The 21,336-nt window shown below is 69.1% G+C and carries 16 protein-coding genes; 8 read left to right on the plus strand and 8 right to left on the minus strand.

Features of this window, described 5'->3' with window-relative positions:
* Positions 1–20: 20 nt before the first annotated feature.
* From ACFCV3_RS00575 to rpsT, 4 genes are all read left to right on the plus strand, one after another.
* A complete protein-coding gene (locus tag ACFCV3_RS00575; RefSeq protein WP_376024769.1) occupies positions 21–3,107 on the plus strand; it encodes a type 2 lanthipeptide synthetase LanM family protein in 3,087 nt (1,028 codons plus the stop codon).
* Positions 3,108–3,110: 3 nt separating this feature from the next.
* Positions 3,111–4,967 (plus strand): ABC transporter ATP-binding protein, encoded by a 1,857-nt coding sequence (locus tag ACFCV3_RS00580; RefSeq protein ID WP_376024770.1) that lies wholly within the window; start codon positions 3,111–3,113, stop codon positions 4,965–4,967.
* Complete coding sequence (locus ACFCV3_RS00585; RefSeq protein ID WP_376024772.1) at positions 4,943–6,382, plus strand: FAD-binding oxidoreductase; 1,440 nt, start codon at positions 4,943–4,945, stop codon at positions 6,380–6,382. Before ACFCV3_RS00580 ends, ACFCV3_RS00585 begins: the two co-directional genes overlap by 25 nt.
* Before the next feature lie 72 nt (positions 6,383–6,454).
* On the plus strand, positions 6,455–6,715 hold the full coding sequence (gene rpsT, locus ACFCV3_RS00590) for a 30S ribosomal protein S20 (protein ID WP_132407082.1): 261 nt from the start codon (positions 6,455–6,457) through the stop codon (positions 6,713–6,715).
* Positions 6,716–6,795: 80 nt separating this feature from the next.
* On the opposite strand, the gene holA is transcribed toward rpsT, so the two are convergent.
* Positions 6,796–7,779 (minus strand): DNA polymerase III subunit delta, encoded by a 984-nt coding sequence (gene holA, locus ACFCV3_RS00595; protein ID WP_376024774.1) that lies wholly within the window; start codon positions 7,777–7,779, stop codon positions 6,796–6,798.
* 252 nt (positions 7,780–8,031) lie between these two features.
* On the opposite strand from holA, the gene ACFCV3_RS00600 reads away from it, so the two are divergent.
* From ACFCV3_RS00600 to ACFCV3_RS00610, 3 genes are all read left to right on the plus strand, one after another.
* A complete protein-coding gene (locus tag ACFCV3_RS00600; protein ID WP_376024776.1) occupies positions 8,032–8,193 on the plus strand; it encodes a hypothetical protein in 162 nt (53 codons plus the stop codon).
* Between the two features lie 55 nt (positions 8,194–8,248).
* The gene (locus ACFCV3_RS00605) at positions 8,249–8,665 is read left to right on the plus strand and encodes a PPOX class F420-dependent oxidoreductase (RefSeq protein ID WP_376024777.1); all 417 of its coding nucleotides are present in this window, start codon (positions 8,249–8,251) and stop codon (positions 8,663–8,665) included.
* A 101-nt stretch (positions 8,666–8,766) separates the two neighbouring features.
* Positions 8,767–9,333, plus strand: a complete 567-nt coding sequence (locus ACFCV3_RS00610; protein WP_376024779.1) for a cysteine hydrolase family protein — start codon at positions 8,767–8,769, stop codon at positions 9,331–9,333.
* A gap of 746 nt (positions 9,334–10,079) precedes the next feature.
* On the opposite strand, the gene ACFCV3_RS00615 is transcribed toward ACFCV3_RS00610, so the two are convergent.
* The 3 genes from ACFCV3_RS00615 to ACFCV3_RS00625 form a co-directional block, all read right to left on the minus strand.
* Positions 10,080–12,674: a ComEC/Rec2 family competence protein gene (locus tag ACFCV3_RS00615; RefSeq protein ID WP_376024781.1), complete on the minus strand. Its 2,595-nt coding sequence runs from the start codon at positions 12,672–12,674 to the stop codon at positions 10,080–10,082.
* Positions 12,661–13,317 carry a helix-hairpin-helix domain-containing protein gene (locus tag ACFCV3_RS00620; protein ID WP_376024783.1) on the minus strand — a complete coding sequence of 219 codons (657 nt, stop codon included), beginning with the start codon at positions 13,315–13,317 and terminating at the stop codon, positions 12,661–12,663. Before ACFCV3_RS00620 ends, ACFCV3_RS00615 begins: the two co-directional genes overlap by 14 nt.
* Positions 13,318–13,434: 117 nt before the next feature.
* Entirely contained in the window at positions 13,435–14,277 is an 843-nt protein-coding gene (locus ACFCV3_RS00625) for a DegV family protein (RefSeq protein WP_376024785.1), read from the minus strand.
* A 53-nt stretch (positions 14,278–14,330) separates the two neighbouring features.
* Here ACFCV3_RS00625 and ACFCV3_RS00630 point away from each other — a divergent pair, with 53 nt between their 5' ends.
* Positions 14,331–14,840, plus strand: a complete 510-nt coding sequence (locus tag ACFCV3_RS00630; RefSeq protein WP_376024787.1) for a pyridoxamine 5'-phosphate oxidase family protein — start codon at positions 14,331–14,333, stop codon at positions 14,838–14,840.
* Between the two features lie 586 nt (positions 14,841–15,426).
* Here the strand turns inward: ACFCV3_RS00630 and ACFCV3_RS00635 are convergent.
* The 4 genes from ACFCV3_RS00635 to leuS form a co-directional block, all read right to left on the minus strand.
* Positions 15,427–17,991, minus strand: coding sequence for a helix-turn-helix domain-containing protein (locus ACFCV3_RS00635; protein WP_376024788.1), 2,565 nt, complete (start codon positions 17,989–17,991; stop codon positions 15,427–15,429).
* A 162-nt stretch (positions 17,992–18,153) separates the two neighbouring features.
* Positions 18,154–18,348: a hypothetical protein gene (locus ACFCV3_RS00640; RefSeq protein WP_376024790.1), complete on the minus strand. Its 195-nt coding sequence runs from the start codon at positions 18,346–18,348 to the stop codon at positions 18,154–18,156.
* A gap of 69 nt (positions 18,349–18,417) precedes the next feature.
* Positions 18,418–18,822 carry a YjbQ family protein gene (locus tag ACFCV3_RS00645; RefSeq protein ID WP_376024791.1) on the minus strand — a complete coding sequence of 135 codons (405 nt, stop codon included), beginning with the start codon at positions 18,820–18,822 and terminating at the stop codon, positions 18,418–18,420.
* On the minus strand, positions 18,822–21,302 hold the full coding sequence (leuS, locus tag ACFCV3_RS00650; protein ID WP_376024793.1) for a leucine--tRNA ligase: 2,481 nt from the start codon (positions 21,300–21,302) through the stop codon (positions 18,822–18,824). Before leuS ends, ACFCV3_RS00645 begins: the two co-directional genes overlap by 1 nt.
* Positions 21,303–21,336 lie beyond the last annotated feature (34 nt).

Consider the following 21,336-nt stretch of genomic DNA (forward strand, 5'->3'; position numbering starts at 1 on the left):
CCGTCTGAAGAGGAGATCCCGTGGAGTCATTGCACGCCGTTCCGCTCGCCGACCGCCGGCCGGCCCGGCCCGGCCCGGTGGCCGAGGTAGCTGAACGCCGGCTGGAACGCTGGCGGGAATTCCTCCCCGACGCGGACCTCTGGGTACGGCGCCTCGGTCAGGCCGGCCTGGACGAGCGGAGACTGCTCGGGCTGCTGAGCGAGTCCGAGCACGCGCCCCGCATCGGTCCCGTACCCGGCGACCCGGGTGACTTTCTCAGCGAGGACTTCGAACGTGCGGCCGCCGGCCTGCTCGGCCCGGCCCGTCGTCGCATGCTGGCCGCGGTCACCAGCGCGGCCGGCGCCTCCGAGGTTGTCGACTGCGACTCGATCACGACGCAACTGTTCGAGCCGTTGTGCACGTCGGTGCATCGGATGATGAGCCGGACGATCACGCTGGAGCTCCACCTGGCCAAGCTCCGCGGAGAGCTCGGCGACGGCACCAGTGCCGAGCGGTACCAGAAGTTTCTGGCGAGTCTGGACGACCGCGAGCGTCAGCGCCGGTTGTTCACCGACTATCCGGTCCTGTGGCGGCAGCTGAGCGTGCTCACCGACCAGGCCGTGGCCAACGCCCGGATCCTGACCGAACGGCTCGTGACCGACGCGGCCGTCATCGGTGAGATCTTCGGTGCCGGCGTCGATCCTGGTGCGGTCGACACTGTGTTCCCCGGTACCGGCGACCGGCACCGGCGCGGTCAGAGCGTCGCCAGGATCCGCTGGACCAGCGGGCTGGAGGTCGTCTACAAGCCGCGATCCCTCCGCGTCGACCAGCACTTCACGGACCTGATCGAGCATCTCAACGCGGCGGGTCTGACGCATCCGCTCCGTACCGCCCGGGCCGTCGACCGAGGAGAGTACGGCTGGGTCGAGTTCATCACCGCGAAGCCGTGTGCGGATCTGCCCGCGGTCCGGCGGTTCTATCACCGCCAAGGCTCGCTCCTCGCCTTGCTGGAACTGCTCGGCACCAACGACATGCATGCCGAGAATCTGATCGCATCCGGGGAGGACCCGGTGCTCATCGACCTCGAGACCCTCCTGCAGCCCGGGCTACCGGCTGCGACAGCGCGGGCCGGTGACGCGGAGAACGCCGCGGCCACCGCGGCGCGGCGGTCGGTCCTCCAGGTCGGACTGTTGCCGACGCTGACCTGGCGCAGCAAAGACGGTGGTGGCGTCGACATCAGTGGTCTGGGCAGTCGGCCCGGCCAGCTCACCGCGGTCGGCTACCCGGTCCTGACCGATGCCGGTACCGACGCGATGCGAGTCCAGCTCGAACGTCTGCCGGTCGACCTGCCGGATCATCGGCCGGTGGCCAAGGACGTCGAGCTGAACCTGCTCGACTACACGGATGACCTGATCGCCGGCTACACCGAACTGCACCGGCTCTGTCGCGATCACAAGACCGCACTGCTTGCGGACGACGGACCGCTGGCGGCCTTCGCCGGCGACACCGTCCGGGTGGTCCTGCGGTCGACCATGGCGTACGCGACCGTGCTGCAGACCGGATTCCATCCGGACCTGCTGCGCGACGCGCTGGAACGTGACCGGCACTTCGACTACCTGTGGCGTCAGGTGGTGGATCAGCCGATGCTCGCGGATTTCGTCGCCGCCGAGCAGCGCGACCTCTGGCGCAACGACATTCCCTTCTTCACCTGCCGGGCAGACGACGGCCAGCTCGTCGACAGCGATGACCGGCCGGTAGGTGCGCCCTTCCGGTCCGGCTTGGAGCTGGCCAGGGCCCGCTTGGCAGCCCAGGACGAGGAGCATCTCGATCGGCAACTTGCCCTGATTCGCGGCTCGCTGGCCACCGCGGCGATCAATGCCGCCGATGAGGTCGTGCTGCCGGAGTACGCCCTGCGGCGGGCGGACCGGCCGGCCTCCAAGGATGAGCTGCTCGAGGTCGCGGTGAGTATCGGGGATCAGCTGGCAGCAACGGCCTTCAAGGCCAGCAGCTCTGCCCAGTGGCTCGGTCTGAGCTCACAGCTGGGCCGCAACTGGACGCTCGGCCCGCTCGAGCCGGATCTGTTCAACGGCCTGTCCGGTGTCGCACTGTTCCTCGCCGAACTCGGCCGGGCGACCGGTGACCGCCGGCATCTGGACCTTGCCGTCCGGTCGGTCGCCACCATCCGTTCGCAACTCGCGCGCGACGCGGCGGCTGAGACCGGCGGGATGGCAGGTCGGCCCGGCATCGCTTACGCCCTGGCCCGGTTGTCGTCCCTGCTGGGCGACGACTCGCTGCTCACCACGGCCGCGGAGCTGACCGCCGGGCTCGGCGAAACCATTGCCTCTGACAACCAGTACGACCTGGTCGCCGGGTCGGCCGGCACCATCGCCGCGCTCCGTGCTGTTCAGGCACTTCGTCCGGACAGCACGGCCACCGCGATGATTGCCGCGGCTGCCGACCGGTTGCTGGCCACCTCGGAACCCTGGGATCCGGGGATCGGCTGGCGCCCGGCCGGGATGCTTTCGGCCGGCCTCGCGGAGGTTCCGCTGGCCGGGCTGGGGCACGGTATGGCCGGGATCGGCTGGGCCCTGGCGGAGGCCGGGCGGCTGACCGGATCGTCGGCGTACACCGAGGCCGCGCGCCGGACGATCGGGTACGAACGCACGCTCTACGACGCCGGCCGAGAATCCTGGCTCGACGTACGGACGACGTCGGCGGCGGACCAGATCTCCATCCGCGCCTGGTGTCACGGCAGCGTCGGCATCGGGCTCTCCAGGGTTCGGATGCTCGACGTCGTACCTGGAGCAGCTGATGAACTGCAGGCAGCGATCGAGGACACTCGGCGGCACGGCTCCGGGCTGTCGCATTCCCTGTGCCACGGCGACGCCGGCAGCATCGAGCTGTTCCTGCTTGCGGCGCTCGCTCTGGATGACGCCGATCTGCTGGCCGAAGCCCAGTTGCAGGCCGCCGGACTCGCGGCCGGGATCCGTGCGTACGGTCCCGTCTGCGGCGTGCCGTTCGGTACGCCGACGCCGAGCCTGATGGTCGGCCTGGCAGGGATCGGATTCAGCCTGCTGCGGGCCGCGGATCCTGCCGGCGTACCGTCTGTCGCATTGCTGGACTGGTGACGGATGGCTCTGCTGGATGCTGTTCACGCCCCGGTCACCGAAGCAGGTCCGCGTCAGCTGGCGCGCTTGGTCAAAGCCGCCTTGGGGATGGTGTGGGCCAGCGCACGCCGCGAGTTCTCGGGCGTGCTGGTGGCCGCGGTCCTCGGTGGTGCCGGATCGGCCCTGCAGGTCTACCTGACCGGCCGGCTCGTGGCCGCCCTGACGAGCGCCGGCGCGGGCCTGCCGGCGGGCCTGGGCGTACAAATCTGCGCCCTGGCCGGGGTGACGATCGGACTCGGCTTCCTCGCCTCGTTCCAGCGTGAACGGGAACGAGTGGTCGGCGAGTTGGTCGCGCGGCACGCTCAGACCCAGGTCCTGGAAGTGTCGGCCCAGGTGCCGATGGAGTCCTTCGAGGAGCCGGGGTTCTACGACCGCCTCCAACGGGCGATGGTGACCGCGGAGATCCGGCCCGTGCAGCTTGCCTCGGGGCTGCTGAGCACACTCGTGGCCACTACCGGCGCCTTGGGTGTGGCGGTCGGCCTCCTGACCATCAGCCCCTTGCTGGGAGCCCTCGTGCCGGTGGCCGCTGTCCCACTCTGGCTTGCCGCGCACCACGCGAACCGCGCGCTCTACATGTTCACCTTCCGGATGACCCACGACGACCGGACCCGTGCCTATGTGAGCGACCTGATGGCCTCCAAGGAGAACGCCGCCGAGGTCCGCGCGTTCGGCTTGGCAAGCTTCTTCCGGGGCCGCTTCGACCGCCTGTACGACGCCAGGCTGGCGGCAGTCCGCGACGTTGCCGGGATCAGGTTGCGGGCCAGTCTCGCGGGCGGGCTGGGCAGTGGGCTGGTTGTCGGAGCAGTGATCTTGCTCGCCGTACGGCTGGTCGCCACCGGCAGCTTGAGTCTGCCGGAGGCCGGTACGGCGATCGTCGCGGTTGCCCTCCTCGCGCAACGGCTGGCGGCGGCCACCGACGGCGCAGCCCGGTTGCACGAAAGCACCTTGTTCGTCGAGGATTTCGTCACCTTCGTCGAGCCGGAACGTGCCCGGGTCCGCGCGGTGGCCACCTCCGCGGAACCGGCCGGTTTCGACCGGATCGCGCTGCGCAACGTGTCGTTCCGCTACCCGGCCGGATCCGCCGAGGTCCTGCACGAGATCGATCTCGACCTCCGGGCCGGGGAGGTCATTGCCCTGGTCGGCGAGAACGGCTCGGGCAAGACCACACTGGCCAAGATCCTGGCGGGCATCTACCAGCCCACTCGGGGCACCGTCAGCTGGGACGACGTGGTCCTCGACGAACCGCGCACCCGGGCGGCGCGCGAGCAGATCGCGGTGGCGTTCCAGGATTTCGTCCGGTACCGGTTCCCGATCGCGGAGAACATCACCGTCGGCCGGCCGGCCCGGGCCGGCGATCGAGAGGCGATGATCGCGGCCGCCCGGCGGGCCCGGGCGGACCGGTTCGTCGAGCAGTTGCCGGAGGGGTACGAAACCCAGCTCGGCACGCAGTTCCTCGGCGGATCCGATCTCTCCGGTGGGCAGTGGCAGCGGCTCGCGCTGGCCCGCGCGTTCTTCCGTGACGCGCCGCTGATCATCCTCGACGAGCCGACCTCCGCGCTCGACCCGCGAGCCGAGCGCGAACTGTTCGACGACATCCGCACGTTGTGCGCCGGCCGGACCGTGCTGCTGATCTCGCACCGGTTCGCGAACGTCCGCAGCGCCGACCGGATCCACGTGATGGCGGCCGGCCGGATCGCCGAGTCGGGCACCCATCAGGAACTGCTCGACCTGGGTGGGCGCTACGCGGAGTTGTTCCACCTGCAGGCCTCGACCTACCTCGACCCGAAGGGCGAACCATGGCACCCACTCCAGCCGAGCTGAAGGCGCTGGCCGCCGGCCTCGACGGAACTCTGCTGCTACCGGCGGATCCGCAGTACCCATCGGTCCTCAAGTGGTTCATCGGCCGGTACGACGATCTGATGCCGGCGGTCGTGGTCCGGTGCGCGTCCGTGGACGACGTGGTGGCCGCGCTGGCGTTCGCTCGTGAGCACGAGCTGGAGTTCGCCGTCCGAAGCGGCGCGCACAGCTTCGCGGAGCATTCGTCGACGACCGGTCTGCTGATCGACGTCGGGCAGTTGCGGTCGATGTCGGTCGACGGCGATCTGGTCACGGTCGGCCCGGGCGTCCGGCTCGGCCCGATCGTGGACGAACTGGCGACGATCGGGCGAACCCTCCCCCTCGGCTGGTGCCCGTACGTCGGCGTGGCCGGCGCGACGCTCGGAGGCGGCTTCGGCCCGCTGGCGCGGTACTACGGCTTGGCCGTCGACCAGTTGGTCGCCGCACAGATCGTCCTCGCGGACGGGCGCGTGGTGACCGTGGATGCGAACAACGAGCCTGATCTGTTCTGGGCCTTGCGCGGCGCCGGGGGCGGCCATTTCGGTGTGGTGACACAGCTGGTCCTGCGGACCTCGCCGGCGGTTCCGGTGACATCCTTCGCGGCGTGGTGGCCGGCCGATCAGGCAGTCGAGTTGGTCGACGCTTGGCAGCGATTCGCGCCGTTCGCGCCGGCCGAGCTGAACTGCATGCTGGTCCTGCACACCGCTCCACCGGACGGGACGCACCTCGCGGTCGTGTTCGGTCTGTACGTCGGCGACGACGGTCACCGGGTCCGGGCTGTGCTGGACGAGCTGTCCGCCCAGGTCCGCACAGCACCCGAACGGATCCTGATCGAGCCGATGCTCGCCGGCGACACGACGTACCAATATCGCTTCAACGGTGAGGTGACGCAGCACGAGGAGCTCGGCGGGCGGCCGGTCGACCAAGATCCCGCCGTACGCTTCGTGAAGTCGGACTTCTTCGAGCGGAGGCTGCCCCGCGAGGCGATCGAGGCCTTGGTGGCGAACTGGAGCACCTCGGCCCCGGACCAGCGGCGCGAGATCGAATTCGTGCCGTGGGGCCAGGCCATCGGCCGCGTGTCCGCCGACGCCACCGCCTTCGTGCACCGGAACGCCCTGTTCATGGTCGAGACCACGATCCAGGCGTTCGGCGAGCCGGACCGCAAACGGGCCGCCTTCGACTGGGCGAGCGCCTCGCAGGCCGCCGTCCACCCGTACGGCAACGGGCACGTGTACCAGAACTATCCGGATCCCGGCCTGACAGACCCGTCTCACGCCTACTACGGCTCGAATCTGGGCCGGCTGCTCGAGATCAAGGCGAAGTACGACCCGGACGGCGTCTTCACGTCACCTCAGCCACTGCAGGCGGCCGGTTTGGTGAGCGGGCAGGCTTGTTGGTAATCTGTTCCTTCGTGCATTGCGCGCGACACTTTCCTGTAATGACCGCATACTCCTGATCGAGGCTCTGCTCACGTGGCGAACATCAAGTCCCAGATCAAGCGCAACCGTCAGAACGAGGCTGCGCGACTTCGCAACAAGTCGGTGAAGTCGACCCTCAAGACGGCCGTGCGCCGCTTCCGGGAGGCTGCTGAGGCCGGCGACTCCGCCAAGGCGACCGAGTCCGCCCAGGTGGCCGGCCGGCTGCTCGACAAGGCTGCCAGCAAGGGCGTCATCCACGCCAACCAGGCTGCCAACCGCAAGTCGGCCATCTTCAAGAAGGCCGCCTCGCTCTGATTCGCAGCTGACGATCGGCCAGTCGCTCCGACCGGCCGATCGTTTTTGCGTGCCCGGAATCAGGTCGTTGGGGGAGTTCTTCAGCGGCGGCCGTGGGCGCGGCTGACCGTGATGACCATCCGCTCCAGGGCGTAGCCGGCATCACCGGAGGCCCCCTTCACGTCGGCATCGGCCTGCGCCACCGCCTTGATCGCGGTCGCCAGCCCACCCGGTGTCCAGCCCCGGGACTGCTGCCGAAGTGACTTGAGCTTCCACGGCGGTACGCCGACCTCCCGGGCCAGGTCCGCCTCGCGCATCCCACCGGGAGCGCTCGAGAACTTCGCGAGTCCGCGCAGACCGCCCGCCATCGCGCTCGTCATCAGCACCGGCGCGACGCCACAGTCGAGCGCCCAGCGGAGCTGCTCCAGCGCCGGCTCGGTCCGGCCCGCGATCGCCGCATCCGCGACCGCGAAGCTCGTCACCTCCGCCCGGCCGCCGAAGTACTGGCCGATCAGCTCGGCCGTAACCGCCTGGCCGCCTGAGTCCGACACCAACTGCGCGCAGGCTCCGGAGAGCGCCCGCAGATCGTGCCCGACCGCGTCGACCAATGCCGTCGCGGCACGCTCGTCCACATTCCCACCGTGCAGCCGGATCTCGCCAGCCACGAACTGCGGCAACTCCCACGCCTTCGGCGCCGTCGCCACCACCTCGGTGACCGAGGCCTTCCGCAGCTTGTCGAGTACCCCCTTGCCCTTCTGCCCACCCGAATGCACGAGCACCAGCAGGATGTCCTCAGCCGCAGCACCGGCGTACTCGATCAGCCGCGGCGCCATCTCAGCCGGCAGATTCTCCAGCGCCCGCATCACCAGCACCCGCTCGGCCGCGAACAACGACGGCCCGGTCAGCTCCGCGAACACCCCGAGATCCAGCGTCGAAGCGTCCAGCTCCGTCGTCTCCGCCTCGGCGAACTCCTTCTTCACCGCCGCGATCGCCGACCGCACCGCCCGATCCGCCAGGAACCCCTCGGACCCGGTCACCAGCAACACATCGCCCAGCTTCGGCGCAGAACCCCTACGAACAGCCACGCCCCCAGCATCCCACGCCCCCACCGACAAAACCCCCTGGAGGTCCCTCCGCAGATCCAAGGAGTGAGAGCCATGACTACGGCGAGCTGTTCGACTGGGAGTGCGCGCCCAACACCAACGCATCACCTACCACCCGGTGGCGACGCCGGGCGCCGTCGCCGAGACCGCCCGGCGAGCCGAAGAGCTCGGCGCCACGACTTCATCCAGCGATCACCAGGACAACAGCATGACCAGCCAGGGCTGCACTCGGTCATGGCCAATGGCGATCTGGTTGCCGCGAGCATCCGCTTCGTCGGCCGCCACGGCGATGCCATGGACGGTGTCGACCTGCTGCGCATCCAGGATGGCAAGATCATCGAGATGCGGCTCTTCTCGGGCGATCAGGCCGCCGAAGACGCTTTCTGGGGCCGCTGAGCACGAGGCTGCCCGGCTCATCCGACCGAACGCGAGAGGCACCATCATGCAGAAGATGACCGACGAGCAGTGGCGAGCATTCGTCATGCATGGCACCCGGACCGGCAAGCTATCGACAGTGCGCGCCGACGGCAGTCCGCACCTGGCTCCGATCTGGTTCCTCCTCGACGGCGACGAAGTCGTGTTCACCACTGAGGAGCACAGCGTCAAGGGACGCAACCTCGTCCGCGACGGACGTTTCGTCCTCTGCGTCGACGAGGACATCGCCCCGTATGCGTTCACCCTCCTGCACGGTCGCGCCGAGATCTCCGAGGATCCGGAGCAGACGCTGCACTGGGGCGGCCTGCTCGGCGCCCGCTACATGGGCGAGGACCGCACCAAGGAGTACGCCGACCGCAACGGCGGCCCCGGCAACCTCCTCGTCCGCGGCCGCATCGACAAGGTCATCGCGTTCGACGGCATCGCCGACTAAGACCGAAGAACTACCTTCCACGGATCATTCAGGCGACGCCATCATCACAGCCGCCCGAAACCCGCTGGATTCACTCACCCGCGAGCCGCGAAGATGACGCCATGCCCGCACACGAGCTCCCCGATGTCGATGCGCTGATCCTCGTGGATCTGCAGACCGCGTTCGTCACCGGCGACCACGCCGTACCGAATGCCTCTCGCCTGCTCGACCGAGCGACCGACCTGCTGGACCGCGCCCGCGCCGCCGGAGCGGTCGTCGTACACCTGCAGAACGACGGACCGCCCGGCGCCGACGACGAGATCGGCACCCCCGGCTGGGAGCTCTACCTCCCCACCAAGCCCGGCCCACGCGAACACATCATCCGCAAACCCCGAGACGACGGCTTCGACGCCACCCCACTCGGCGAGGTCCTGGTCCGCGCCGGCGTACGCTCACTCGCGATCACCGGCGTCATGTCCGAGATGTGCGTCCACGCCACCGCCCGCACCGCCCTGGCCCGCGGCTACCACGTAGTCCTCCCCCACGACGCCCACGGCACCTACGACGCCCCCGCCGTACCGGGCGTCAGCGAATCAATCCCCGCCCACGTCGTCTCCCGAGTCGCCGCCTGGTCCCTAGGCGACCAACCCCACATCACCCACCCAGCCTCCGCAGTCACCTTCTCCTAGCCGCCGCGCCTACTCCCCCGCCCGGACCTGAGCGAGCACCCCCCACCTGGGGAGTCCTACAGGTCCTTTCCGGGAGGTACGACGCCCCAGCGCTACGACGGACGCGCCAGCCCGGGCCGATTGGTTGAGAGGGCTCGGGTGGTAGCAACCAAGCCCGTCGCGGTCCGGCTCCCCAAACCAGTTCGGGGAATCCTCCCGTGGCATTCCAGCAGGACCGGGGCGTCCTACCACCCGATTCGGTGGGGCAACACTCCCCAGCACCCCGTACTACACCCACGCCTCGCGCCACCCTGGGTCGCCGACTGACCCGGCCCTGGGATTCCGCCACCCGATGCCCCCGGGGGTGGCGAACCGTCGGGGTTGGCATCTGCGTTGGGTGGGTGGACGTCCGAGGTGGGAGGTTCACCCACCAGATTTCGGAGTGGGAACCCCCAATGAGGTGGGTGCACCCACGTTTGAGGCCGGTGCGCCCAAAGCCCGGTCGGTCAGCGGCTCGTGGCGGCACGCAACGCGTTGGGGCCGTACTGCGCTCGCCGACCCGGGACCGCGGACATCCGGCCGGCTGTCCGACGCCCCAGCAGGTGTACAGGGTCAAGGCGCTCGACCACTACGCATGCCCGAGTCGCGTCCCCGGTCGGCGGGCTCCGAGGGAGCTTGGGCGGGTGGCGGGGCCGCGGGGATGTTCCGCGGCGGCGACTTGGTTCTTTGGTTGCCTTTGGCAATTACTGCGGTGGCGCGGTGAGGGGTTAGCGGGGGTGGTGGGTGGTGAGGGAGAGGTGGTTGTTGGGGTTGGTCAGGGCTAGGGGGCCGGTTGTGCTGGTGGTGGCGGTGCGGGTGGTTTGGTGGGAGAGGAGGTCGAGGGTTCGGGGGGCTGGGTGACCGTAGTCGTTGTCCTGGCCGGCGGAGATGAGGGCCAGGCGGGCCTGGGTGGCGGCGATGAAGGTGGGGTCTTGCTGGGCTGAGCCGTGGTGGGGAACTTTGAGGACGTCGGCGCGGAGGTCGGCGCCGGTGGCGAGGATGGCTCGTTGGGACTCTGGTTCCAGATCGCCGGTGAGGAGGAGGCGGAGGCCGTTGGTCTCGACCATCATGGTGATGCTGGCGTTGTTCTCCGGGGAGCCTTCGTCGGTTGGGGTTCCGGAGGAGGTGCCGGGTGGGGGTAGGGCTGGGACTCGGGCCGGCCAGAGAACGGTCCACGTGAGTTGACCGACGACTCGTTTCTCCTGATAGGTGACGGTTCGGATCGGGATGCGGTGTTGGGTCGCCAGGTCGGTCACTCGGCGGTGCTCCGCGCGAGGTGAGAAGTACGGCGTCACTTCCAGTCCGTCGACGCGTCGACCGTTCAGTACGCCGGCCAGCCCGCCGACGTGGTCGGCGTGGAAGTGGCTAAGCACGAGGACTGGGATGTGCTCGATGTTGAGGTCGCGGAGGCATCGGTTCATCGCTGTTGGGTCGGGGCCGGTGTCGACGACTACGGCGCTGCGCTCCCCTGCTCGCAAGACGATTCCGTCGCCTTGGCCGACATCGCACATGACGAGTACCCAGTCGCGGGGTGGCCAGCCGAAGGAGCTGACTGGGCGCAGTACGGCGAGTGCGAGTAGCAGGATGGCGAGGAGCATCGCGATGGGCCGGGACAGGATGCGGTGGAGGCCGAAGACCAGGGCGAGGCAGAGCAGGGTGAGGACGGCTACGCCGATTGCCGTTGCCGGCCAGGGGTTTGCGGCTCCTGGGAGGTCGGCGCCTTGACGAGCTATCAGAATGATCCATCGCGCCGGCCAACCTGCGGCCCAACCGATGAGTTGGGCGGCCTCGGTGCTGATCAGGGCGACGCCTGCTGCGGCGAAGCCGAGGATCGTGGCTGGGCCAACGGCGGGGGCGGCCAGGAGGTTGGCGGCTACGGCCACGAGGGAGACCTCACCGGAGAGCCAGGCGACGATCGGCGTACAAGCTAGTTGGGCTGCTAGTGGGCAGGCGATGGCCTCGGCGAGCCAGGTCGGGAGCCAGTTGCCGAGTGCATCGCGCCAGCCGGGGCCGAGCAGGACGATGCCGGCGGTGGCTAGTACCGAGAGGGCGAAGCCGGCTGAACGGGCGAGCGAGGTGTCGAGCAGGAGCAGGACGATGACCGCGACCGAGAGACTGCGGACAGCTCGGCGGCGGCCGTCGCCTCCGGTCATGGCGGCTAGGGCGATCAGACCCATGGCGGCGGCTCGGAGGACGCTGGGTTGTGGGCGGGCGAGGATCACGAACACGACGACGGTCATCACCCCGACTGCTGTCAGAGCGTGGGCGCGGACTCCGATCAGGCGAGCGCACGGGAGGACGAAGACGAGGAGCAGGGTGAGGTTGGTGCCGGAGACGGCAGAGAGGTGGGTGAGGCCGGTGGTTTCGAAGTCTTCGGTGAGTTCCTCGGAGAGGGCTGATTCGTCGCCCATGACCAAGGCTGGCACCAGGCCACGGACGTCGGCGGGTTCGTCGGCGACTGCGGCGCGGAGACCGGCTCGGACTTGTTCGGCGGCGCGGAGCCACCAGGAGGGTTCGGTTAGCGAGCGGGGTGCGGTGCGGATGGAGAGCGTCGCTGCTACGTCGTCGCCGTCCTGCACGGCTTCGAGGCGGCCGGTCGTCGCGATCCGTTCCCCGTAGCGGACATTGCGCCAACTCTCGCCGGCGATGACGAGGACGGGGGTGCGTACGCGAACTGGTTGAGAGGAGGCGGGAGGAGGTTGCTCGCCTGAACGGGCGCTTCGGGTGCGGGGACGGACTTCTTCGATCGTTGCTTGGAGAACGACGTACGGCGGCCGGTGGGTTCCTGGAGGACGGCGGACGACGGGGTCGCTGTCCAGCTTCAAGTGGACGTCGACGGTGGTGGAGTCAGCGGCCAATGCGCGGATGGGACCGGTGCGGAGGCTGTGTGCTTGGAGACCTGCGGCGAGGGCCATGCCGGTCACGACAACGAGGACACCGAGGAGAACCCAACCGCGCCGTGGTGTTGAGGAGGTTGGGGACGCGTCGAGGTCTGGGGTGAGTGAGGTGTCGGGAGCGTCGTGGCGGCGGGTGGTTCGGGAGGCGTTGAGGCGTGCGATGGAGCGGGACGGTTGGAGAGCGTCGTGGCTTCGGGCGGTTGGGGCTCGGCGGATTCGGAGGATGGTGATGATGGCGAGGGCGAGGAAGGCTGCTGCGGTCAGGAGGCTGACAGTGGGGTGGTAGCCGACCAGGACGACTGCTGTCAGCCAGCCTGCTGCGGCTGGTGTCAGGAGGCGGATGTCCAGGAGGGTGGCCGGATCGTCGGGGTCGGGTGTGAGATCGAGGGATGCCGGATCGGGGACGGTGGGCTCAGGTGCGGACATGAGGTTTGAGGGAGTCGAACTTCTTGGGGCCTACGCCGGGGACTTCCTGGAGTTGGTCGACGGTGGCGAAGGGGCCGTTCTCGGTGCGGTAGTCGAGGATGCGTTGGGCCAGGACGGGGCCGACGCCGGGGAGGGCGTCCAGTTGGGGAACTGTGGCGGTGTTGAGGTTGAGTGGGGTGGTTGTCGGTGGGACAACGGGTGAGGTGCCGACCGGGGCGGTTGGTGGGGTGGGGATGCCGACGACGATTTGTTCGCCGTCGGTGAGTTGGCGAGCGAGGTTGAGGGAGCTCAGGTCCACGCCGCGGAGTGGGCCACCGGCGAGGGTGAGGGCGTCGGCGACTCGAGACCCGGTGGGCGCTCGCACCAGGCCGGGCCGATGGACTTTGCCTGCTACATGGATGACGACTGTTGTGGTGGGCTTGCCGGTGGAACTCGGGGATGTGGGTTGGGTGACGGGTGCACCGGTGGCGAGGGTTGTTGGTGGGCGGGTGTCGGGGATGGGGCTTGGGCGGGCCCGGATCACCGTGCAGCCGGCCCAGCCGAGGCCGATCAGCAGGACGGCGGCGAGCACCAGGACGTGACGGGCGGAGAGCGTCCAGCGGGTGTCGCGGAGGCGGGTGGGTTCGGGGATCCAGCCGGGCATGGGTGGTCACTCTCCTCCGGTCGAGCGCGCTGGGCGCGGCGTTGTCGACAGAGAAGGTACGAGTTTCGGCGAACTCCCGAACGAAGAATCGGTGCCCTGTGGAAAACCCAGCTGCCTCTAGAGCGGGGAGACGACGACGGCTAGGAGGCCGGGGCCCACGTGGGCGCCTATGACGGCTCCTACTTCGCGGAGGACTATGGCTTCGGCCAGGGGTAGACGGTCGGTGAGGCCGTCGGCGAGGGTTTGGGCTTTCTCCAGGTTGCCGAGGTGATGGACCGCTATCTGGACCGGGGCTTCGCCGGCTCGCTGGACGGCGATGTCGGCGAGGCGGGCGATGGCGCGGCTGGAGGTGCGGACCTTCTCGAGCGGGACGATGCGGCCGCCCTTGATGGTCAGGAGGGGTTTGACGGCAAGCGCCGTACCGAGGAGGGCTTGGGCGGCGCCGATGCGGCCGCCGCGGCGGAGGTATTCGAGGGTGTCCACGTAGAAGTACGACGAGATGGTGGACATGCGGGCTCGGGCGGCGGCTTCGACGGTGGCCTGGTCCTCCCCTGCCGCGGCGCAGGCGGCTGCTGCGAGGACCGGGAAGCCGAGGCCCATGCCGAGTGAGCGGGAGTCGACGACGCGGACCGGGATCGGGGACTCCTTGGCGCCGATCATCGCGGCCTCGAAAGTGCCGGACATGTCGCCGGAGAGGTGGATCGACACCACCGACTCGGCCCCGGCCGCGGCACAGGCGGCGTACGTGTCGGCGAAGGTCTGGGGCGCGGGGCGGCTGGTGGAGACCGGGGCGAAGGTCTTGAGCGCTTCGGCGACCGCGTCGGCCGAGGTGGCGCCGTCGTCGTACGACGTCCCGCCGATCACGACCTGGAGCGGTACGACGGTCAGGCCGTGCCGGAGCACCTCGTGCGTGGACAGTCCGGCCGTGGAGTCGGTGACGACGTGCACGCGGGCTGACATGCAGCGAGGTTACCGGAGAGTTTTTGTCGGCGCGCGGTGTCAGACTGCGGAAGATGAGGGAAACACCGGAGGAAGTCAGCGGGTTGCAGGAGCTTCTGGACGCCTCGATCGGGCAGTCGACGAAGCATCTGCGCAACATCATCACGGACGAGCGGCGGCTGGACGCCGAGGAGCTGGTGCAGGTGCTGACCGGCATGTGCACGCTCAATCTGGCAACGGTCACGCAGAGTGGCGAGCCGCGGATCAGCGCGGTCGACGGGCACTTCCTGCATGCGCGGTGGGTGTTCAGCACCGCCGGATCGGCGGCCAAGGCCAGACATCTGAAGGTCAGACCGGCGGCCAGCATCTCGTACGTCGACGGCGAGCGGGTCGGCGTGTTCAGCCACGGCCAGGTGGAGTTCCTGACGCCCGAGCATCCCGACTTCGACGAGATCGAGGCGCATCTGGTGGCGCACTACGGCAGTTCGCCCTCGACCTGGGCCGACGACATCGTCTACGCGCGGCTCCAGCCCACCTGGATGGTCGGGTACGCCTTCGACAAAGCGGCGCTACAGACCAAGTGAGGTGAAGGCCGACCCCTCCGGAAGCCTTCACCTCACTCTGTGCTGACTCCCCCTGGATGTCAGCCAAGTCCGTGCCTCGCCGAGCTACTCCCCGTGCCGGATCGCTATCGATCCGGTCCGACCGCGAGCTCGTCGAGGTCCCGGGAGGCCCCAGCGGCCAATCCACCGGCGGGTGACCAGACCCACCGGCTTCCCCGTATCAGCCGGACCGGCACTCGTCCCCTGTGTCGTGTGCCTGTCCGTTTGCTGGGACCTCGCCCCGGGTGCGGTGCCCTGACGGTGCACGGCAACCGGTTCGAGCAGGACAGATCCGCACGTTGCAGCACTCCGGAGCTCTCGGCAGCCGGTCGGCGCCCCCACCGTCCGGCCGCCGGATGCTCTCCGCGTCGCCTTCTCCGAGCTCGACGGCGGACCAGCAAGCTTCCGTGGCCTCACACGGATCACCTGCCCTTCGTCTGCCCTGTGCCGCTCGGTGTCGGACTCTGCTGCGTGGAACCTGCCCTACGGCTGTAATCCTCGTCCGGACAGCTATGTCCGGACGAGGCAGAACAACCGGCAGTTGCCCGGCAGCTTTACCGATTCAGCGTCAGGAAAGAGACGTCAGTACGTCGGACGCCAGCCGCTGTACGGCGGCGGCGGGATCGGGCTCCGGCCAACCGGCAGCCGAGGAAGCGCTCTCGCAGGACTCCTGCAGGACCGCCCAGGCGGTCGGCAGCATCGGCGGATCCATCGTGCGCTGCCAGGCCAGCAGCTGCCCGCACAGCGCGTCTCCCGCATCGGTCTTGCCCAGAGCGTGCAAGACAGCAACCGCCTCCGGCAGGACCTGCAGCAGGTAGACGACCCGACCTTCGGCCAGCAGCCGACTGACCGCGTCCCGAATACAGACCCGCGCCTGCTCCGGCTCCCCCGCCGCCCGGGCCAGCCGGCTGCGGTAGAGCATCACCAGGTAGTCGAAGTACCCCCGGTGGCCCCGGATGTCGGCCTCGGCCTCGTCGAGCAGTCTGCGCGCTTCGTCGTACCGGCCGTCGTGGAACTCGACCATGGCCAGGCAGCCGGCCACCTTGGTGCGCTCCGGGTCGTCGGAGGCCTGGACCTCGCGGGCGAGCTCCGCCCAGCGCCGCGCTTCGGCCACGTTGCCCAGCTCGAGCTCGACCCGGCTGAGCGCCATGTAGGCGATCTCGTCCGGATACACGCCCGGGTTGACCAGTGCGGCCTCCCAGGCCAGCAGGAGCTCCTTGGCCTCCGGCAGACGCCCCCAGCGCAGCAGTGCGAGCCCACAGATCGCCTGCACGGTCGCTGACCTCTGTACGTCGCCGTGCTTGCGAGCGTCCTCGACCAGCGCCGGGATCTCGGCCAGGCTCTGGGTGTCCAGCAAATGCGAGCCGGACGACACCCAGCCACCGCGGGCCACGAGACCCATCTCCGTTTCACCGGGGATCAGCTGCCGCGCCTCGCCGTAGTGCCGCCGGGCCCCGTGCACGTCACCGGTCAGGTTGGACAAACGCCCGGCGATCGCCCGGAGCATCCCGCCGACCTCTTTGTCGTTGACGTTGTCCGCGCACACGGTCGCCCAGCGGATCCCGCTCTCGGCCACGCTCGCCTGGTACTGCCACGCGATCCGGAACCCGAGCACGATCCGCGCAGCCACATCCCATTGCGCGAGCACCGCCGCACGCTCCAGCGCCACCTCGAACAGTGCCGAGTTCGCGTTCGCGGCCCGGTAGCGCCGGTCGCGATCCGGTGAGGACCACGCGCCCTCGAGCCCGGCCACGTACTTCGTGCACCACTCGACCGCCCGGTCCTGGAACTCGGTCAGGTCGTCGCCCTGCGAGGACAACCCCGCATACGCGTGCTCCCGGATCGTCTCCAGCATCTTGTACCGAGCGCCGTACAGCTGCTCGAACTCGTGCACCGGCTGCAGCAGCGACTTGTCCACCAGCTCAGCCAGGAGCATCGGTACGTCGGCCGCGTCGATCGGCGAGCCCGTACACACCCCGACAACCGCATCGAGCGTGAACGGCGACCCGAGCACCGAAGCGCGGTACAGCAGCTGCCGCGCCGGATCCGACAGCGCGTCGACACTCCAGGCGATCGTGTCGGCCAGCGTGCGCTGATGCGGCGCCCCGAACCGGCGTGGCCCGGACAGCAGCCGGAACCGGTCGTCCAGCGCCGCCAGGATGGTCTCCACCGACAGGGAGCCGGCCCGCGCGGCCGCCAGCTCCAGTGCGAGCGGCAGGCCGTCCAGCCGCCGGCACAGGCGGGCCACGGTACGAGCGTTCTCCGGGGTCAGCCGGAAGTCGGGCCGCACCCGCGTCACCCGCCGGCTGAACATCTCCACCGCCGGGCTGGCCGCGATCTCCGCGAAGTCTTCGTCGTTCGACGGGACGCCGAGCACCTGCACCCGGCGGACCACCTCATCGGGCAGGCCGAGCGGGATGCGGGACGTGACCAGTACGCCGACACCGGGGAAGCTCCGCACCATCCGGTTCGCGACCGTGGCCACCCCGTCGAGCACGTGCTCGGCGTTGTCCTCGACGATCACCAGGTCACCCGGCTGCCGACCGGACAGTACGTCGTCCAGATCCGACGTACCGGGTGCTGTCCCGAACGCGTCCAGGATCGCCGACGGTACGGCGGCGTCGCGCTGAACCGTGGTCAGGTCGACGACCACGACCGTCGTGTCGGCCCCGGAGAACCGGTCAGCCGCAGCGAGCGCGAGCTCGGTCTTGCCGACACCGCCCGGGCCGACCAGCGTGACGAGACGGTTCTGCCGTAGCAGCCCCTCGAGCTCGACCAGCTCCTCCTCGCGGCCGACCAGACCATCGGGGATCGGACGTGTGCCACGCCAGCGCAGACCGCTCGGAGCAACCGGTGCGATCGAGGCGACTGAGACGACCGGTCGCGTCGCCGAGCCATGTCCGGCGGCGGCCAGGAAGCGCTCCGCGTCCGCCGAACCCAGGCCGAGGCCCTCGCTGAGCAGCCGGACCGAGTCCTTGCGGGGACGGGCCACCCGGCCGGCCTCCAGCTCGCGGATCGTCCGCACACTCAGGCCTGCACGCTCGGCCAGCTCCTCCTGGGACAGACCCGCCTGAACCCTCAGGTCGAGCAGAAGGTCGGCGATGCTCCGACCCCGGCCATCCGTGTCCGGCAAAGCCCGTCACCCCCAAACGTTCCCGACACAACATAGCCTGAGTGGAGCGTTCGCGTCGGGTCTGCCCGGCGTGCGGGATGCGGCCCACATCACACCGAATTGTTGGCGACAGCAACGAAGATTGTGGTCAAGCGCGCAATTGCTGAGCAATCACAAATGGCGTCAGGCGCTCGCCCGGACCGCCGCGGAATCACTCTCGTCCACATAGAGGGAAAGCACGCCGGCCCAATCGTCGAGGCGGGCCAGCGCGTCCGCGTGACCGGATTCCGCGTTCAGCCGGCTGCCGTCGCAGATCCCCTGGGTCGCCCGCAGGAGTAGCTCGGTGCCGAGGTCCCGGAGGGTGTCGAGGGCTGCCATGCGGCATATTCAATCGGACCCGTGTTTCGCCTACGTAACGCAACCACCAACAACGCGATAAGTAACCGCTTACCCGGCCAGGAATGACAGCCGTACCTGCCGCTCCGGATTATCAACATTTGTATCGATAAAGCATATCGACTGCCAGGTACCCAAGGTCAGCCGCCCGCCGAGCACCGGAATCGTCGCGTACGGCGGGATGATCGCCGGCAGCACGTGGTCCCGGCCGTGGCCGGGCGTCCCGTGCCGGTGCCGCCAGCCGAAGTCCCGCGGCAGCAGCTCCTCGAGCACCGCGAGCAGGTCGGTGTCACTGCCTGCCCCGGTCTCCAGGATCGCCACTCCGGCCGTCGCGTGCGGCACGAACACATGCAGCAGACCGTCACCACGACCGGCGACGTACTCCTCGCACCGGCTCGTGAGGTCGAGGACGACCTCACGAGTACCGGTCCGAAGATCGATCAGTTCGGACTCCATCAGGCCGGAACGATGTTGACCAGCTTCGGCGCCCGCACGATCACCTTGCGGGTACCGCGACCGTCCAGCGCCTTCTGGACCGCGTCCGAGGCCAGTGCCAGCTGCTCCAGCTCGGCGTCGGTGATGTCCGGCGCGACCTCCAGCCGGGCCTTCACCTTGCCGGCGATCTGGACGACGCAGGTCACGGTGTCCTCGACCAGCAGGGCGGGGTCAACGACAGGCCAGCCCGCCTTGGCGACGGTCGGCTCGTGCCCCAGCTCCTCCCACATCTCCTCGGCCGTGTACGGCGCCACCAGGCTCAGCATGATCGCGGTCGCCTCGACCGCCTCCCGCACCGCCGGGTCGGCCGCACCAGGACCGGAGTCGATCGCCTTGCGGGTCGCGTTGACCAGCTCCATGATCCGGGCGACCACGACGTTGAAGCGCATCGAGTCGATCAGCTCGGACGCGTCCGACACCGTCTTGTGGGTGATCCGGCGCAGCGCGACGTCACCACCGGCCGGATCGGTCCCGACCGGGGACTCGACCGCACCGGCCACCCGCCAGGCCCGCTGCAGGAACTTCAGCGCACCGCCCGGCGACATGTCGGCCCAGTCGATGTCGTCGGCCGGCGGACCGGCGAAGACCATCGTCAGCCGGACCGCGTCGACACCGAACTCGTCCAGCTGGTCGCCCAGGTTCACACCGTTGCCCAGGGACTTGCTCATCGACTTGCCCTGGTTGATGACCTGGCCCTGGTTCAGCAGCCGGGTGAACGGCTCGACGACCTTCAGCATGCCCATGTCGTGCAGCGCCTTGACGAAGAACCGTGCGTACAGCAGGTGCAGTACGGCGTGCTCCTTGCCACCGACGTACTGGTAGACCGACATCCAGCGGTCGGCCATCCCCGGGTCGAACGGGCCCTCGGTGTACTCCGGCGACAGGTAGCGCAGGAAGTACCAGGAGGAGTCGACGAAGGTGTCCATCGTGTCCGTGTCCCGCTCCGCCGCACCACCACAGCGAGGGCAGGCCACCTCGACCCAGTCGCGGGCAGCGGCCAGCGGGGAGACGCCCTTCGGCGACAGGTCGGCGCCTCGCAGGTCGGGCAGCTCCACCGGCAGCTGGTCGTCGGGAACCGGCACCTCACCGCACGCGGGGCAGTGGATGATCGGAATCGGCGCACCCCAGAAGCGCTGCCGGCTCAGCAGCCAGTCACGCAGCCGGAAGTTGATCGTCCGCTCGCCCAGCCCCTTCTCCTCCAGCCAGTCGATGGTCCGCGACTTGGCCTCGGCAACCTCCAGGCCGTCCAGGCTCAGCTCGGCGTTCGAGCTGTTGATAGCCGGTCCGTCTCCGGTGAACGCCTTACCGTCGAAGCCCTCTTCGGGCTGCACGGTCCGGACGATCGGCAGGTCGAACTTCTCGGCGAACTCCCAGTCCCGGCTGTCCTGTCCGGGCACGGCCATGATCGCGCCGGTGCCGTAGTCGGCCAGCACGTAGTCGGCCGCCCAGATCGGGATCCGCTGCCCGGTGACCGGGTTGACGGCGTACGAGCCCAGGAAGACACCCGTCTTCTCGCGGTCGGTGCTCAGCCGCTCGATCTCGGTGGTCGCCTTGACGGCCCGCAGGTACTCGTCGAAGGCCCCCTGCTGCTCCGGGGTGACCAGCTCGGCCGCCAGCTTCGCGTCCGGGGCGACCACCAGGAAGGTGGCGCCGAACAGCGTGTCCGGGCGCGTGGTGAACACGCGGATGGGCTCGGAGCGGCCCTCCACCTGGAACTCGGCGAACGCGCCCTCGGACCGGCCGATCCAGTTGCGCTGCTGCAGCAGGATCTCTTCGGGCCACTGCAGCTGGTCCATGTCGTCCAGCAGCCGCTGCGCGTACTCGGTGGTCTTGAAGTACCACTGGGTCAGCTCACGCTTGGTGACCTCGAACCCACAGCGCTCACACCGCCCCTGCACGACCTGCTCGTTGGCCAGCACGGTCTGGTCGTTCGGGCACCAGTTCACGTACGACGCCTTGCGGTAGGCCAGACCACGCTCGTAGAACCGCGTGAACAGCCACTGCGTCCACCGGTAGTACTCCGGATCGGACGTGTGCAGCCGCTTCGACCAGTCGAAGCTCATCGCGTACCGGCGGATCGACTCCGCCTGGGTCTCGATGTTGGCGTAGGTGTAGGTCGCCGGGTGCTCGTTGCGCTTGATGGCCGCGTTCTCGGCCGGCAGCCCGAAGGAGTCCCAGCCGATCGGGTTCAGTACGTCGTACCCCTGCTGGAACCAGTACCGCGACAGCACGTCGTGCAGCGCGAACACCTCGGCGTGGCCCATGTGCAGGTCGCCGGAGGGGTAGGAGAACATCGTGAGCGCATAGCGCCGCTCGGCCGAGCCGTCGTCCTTCGCCTTGAACGGGTCCAGCTTCTCCCACACCGGACGCCACTTGGCCTGCATCGCGTTGAAGTCGTAGCCACCCCGGTCGATCGGAGTGTCCTCCACCTGCTCGCTCACGGTCTTACTCTCCCGCTCGTGTCTGTTGAGCCCG

It is taken from the genome of Kribbella sp. NPDC056345, assembly GCF_042262745.1.
In the GTDB taxonomy this organism is placed as follows: Bacteria; Actinomycetota; Actinomycetes; order Propionibacteriales; family Kribbellaceae; genus Kribbella.

Coding starts and splice junctions, on each gene's coding strand:
- ACFCV3_RS00630 (WP_376024787.1), top strand. CDS start 14,331: ATGAGGGAAACACCGGAGGAAGTCAGCGGGTTGCAGGAGCTTCTGGAC.
- ACFCV3_RS00610 (WP_376024779.1), top strand. CDS start 8,767: ATGCCCGCACACGAGCTCCCCGATGTCGATGCGCTGATCCTCGTGGAT.
- ACFCV3_RS00585 (WP_376024772.1), top strand. CDS start 4,943: ATGGCACCCACTCCAGCCGAGCTGAAGGCGCTGGCCGCCGGCCTCGAC.
- ACFCV3_RS00625 (WP_376024785.1), bottom strand. CDS start 14,277: ATGTCAGCCCGCGTGCACGTCGTCACCGACTCCACGGCCGGACTGTCC.
- ACFCV3_RS00600 (WP_376024776.1), top strand. CDS start 8,032: ATGGCCAATGGCGATCTGGTTGCCGCGAGCATCCGCTTCGTCGGCCGC.
- ACFCV3_RS00645 (WP_376024791.1), bottom strand. CDS start 18,822: ATGGAGTCCGAACTGATCGATCTTCGGACCGGTACTCGTGAGGTCGTC.
- ACFCV3_RS00640 (WP_376024790.1), bottom strand. CDS start 18,348: ATGGCAGCCCTCGACACCCTCCGGGACCTCGGCACCGAGCTACTCCTG.
- ACFCV3_RS00605 (WP_376024777.1), top strand. CDS start 8,249: ATGACCGACGAGCAGTGGCGAGCATTCGTCATGCATGGCACCCGGACC.
- ACFCV3_RS00615 (WP_376024781.1), bottom strand. CDS start 12,674: ATGTCCGCACCTGAGCCCACCGTCCCCGATCCGGCATCCCTCGATCTC.
- ACFCV3_RS00580 (WP_376024770.1), top strand. CDS start 3,111: ATGGCTCTGCTGGATGCTGTTCACGCCCCGGTCACCGAAGCAGGTCCG.
- ACFCV3_RS00620 (WP_376024783.1), bottom strand. CDS start 13,317: ATGCCCGGCTGGATCCCCGAACCCACCCGCCTCCGCGACACCCGCTGG.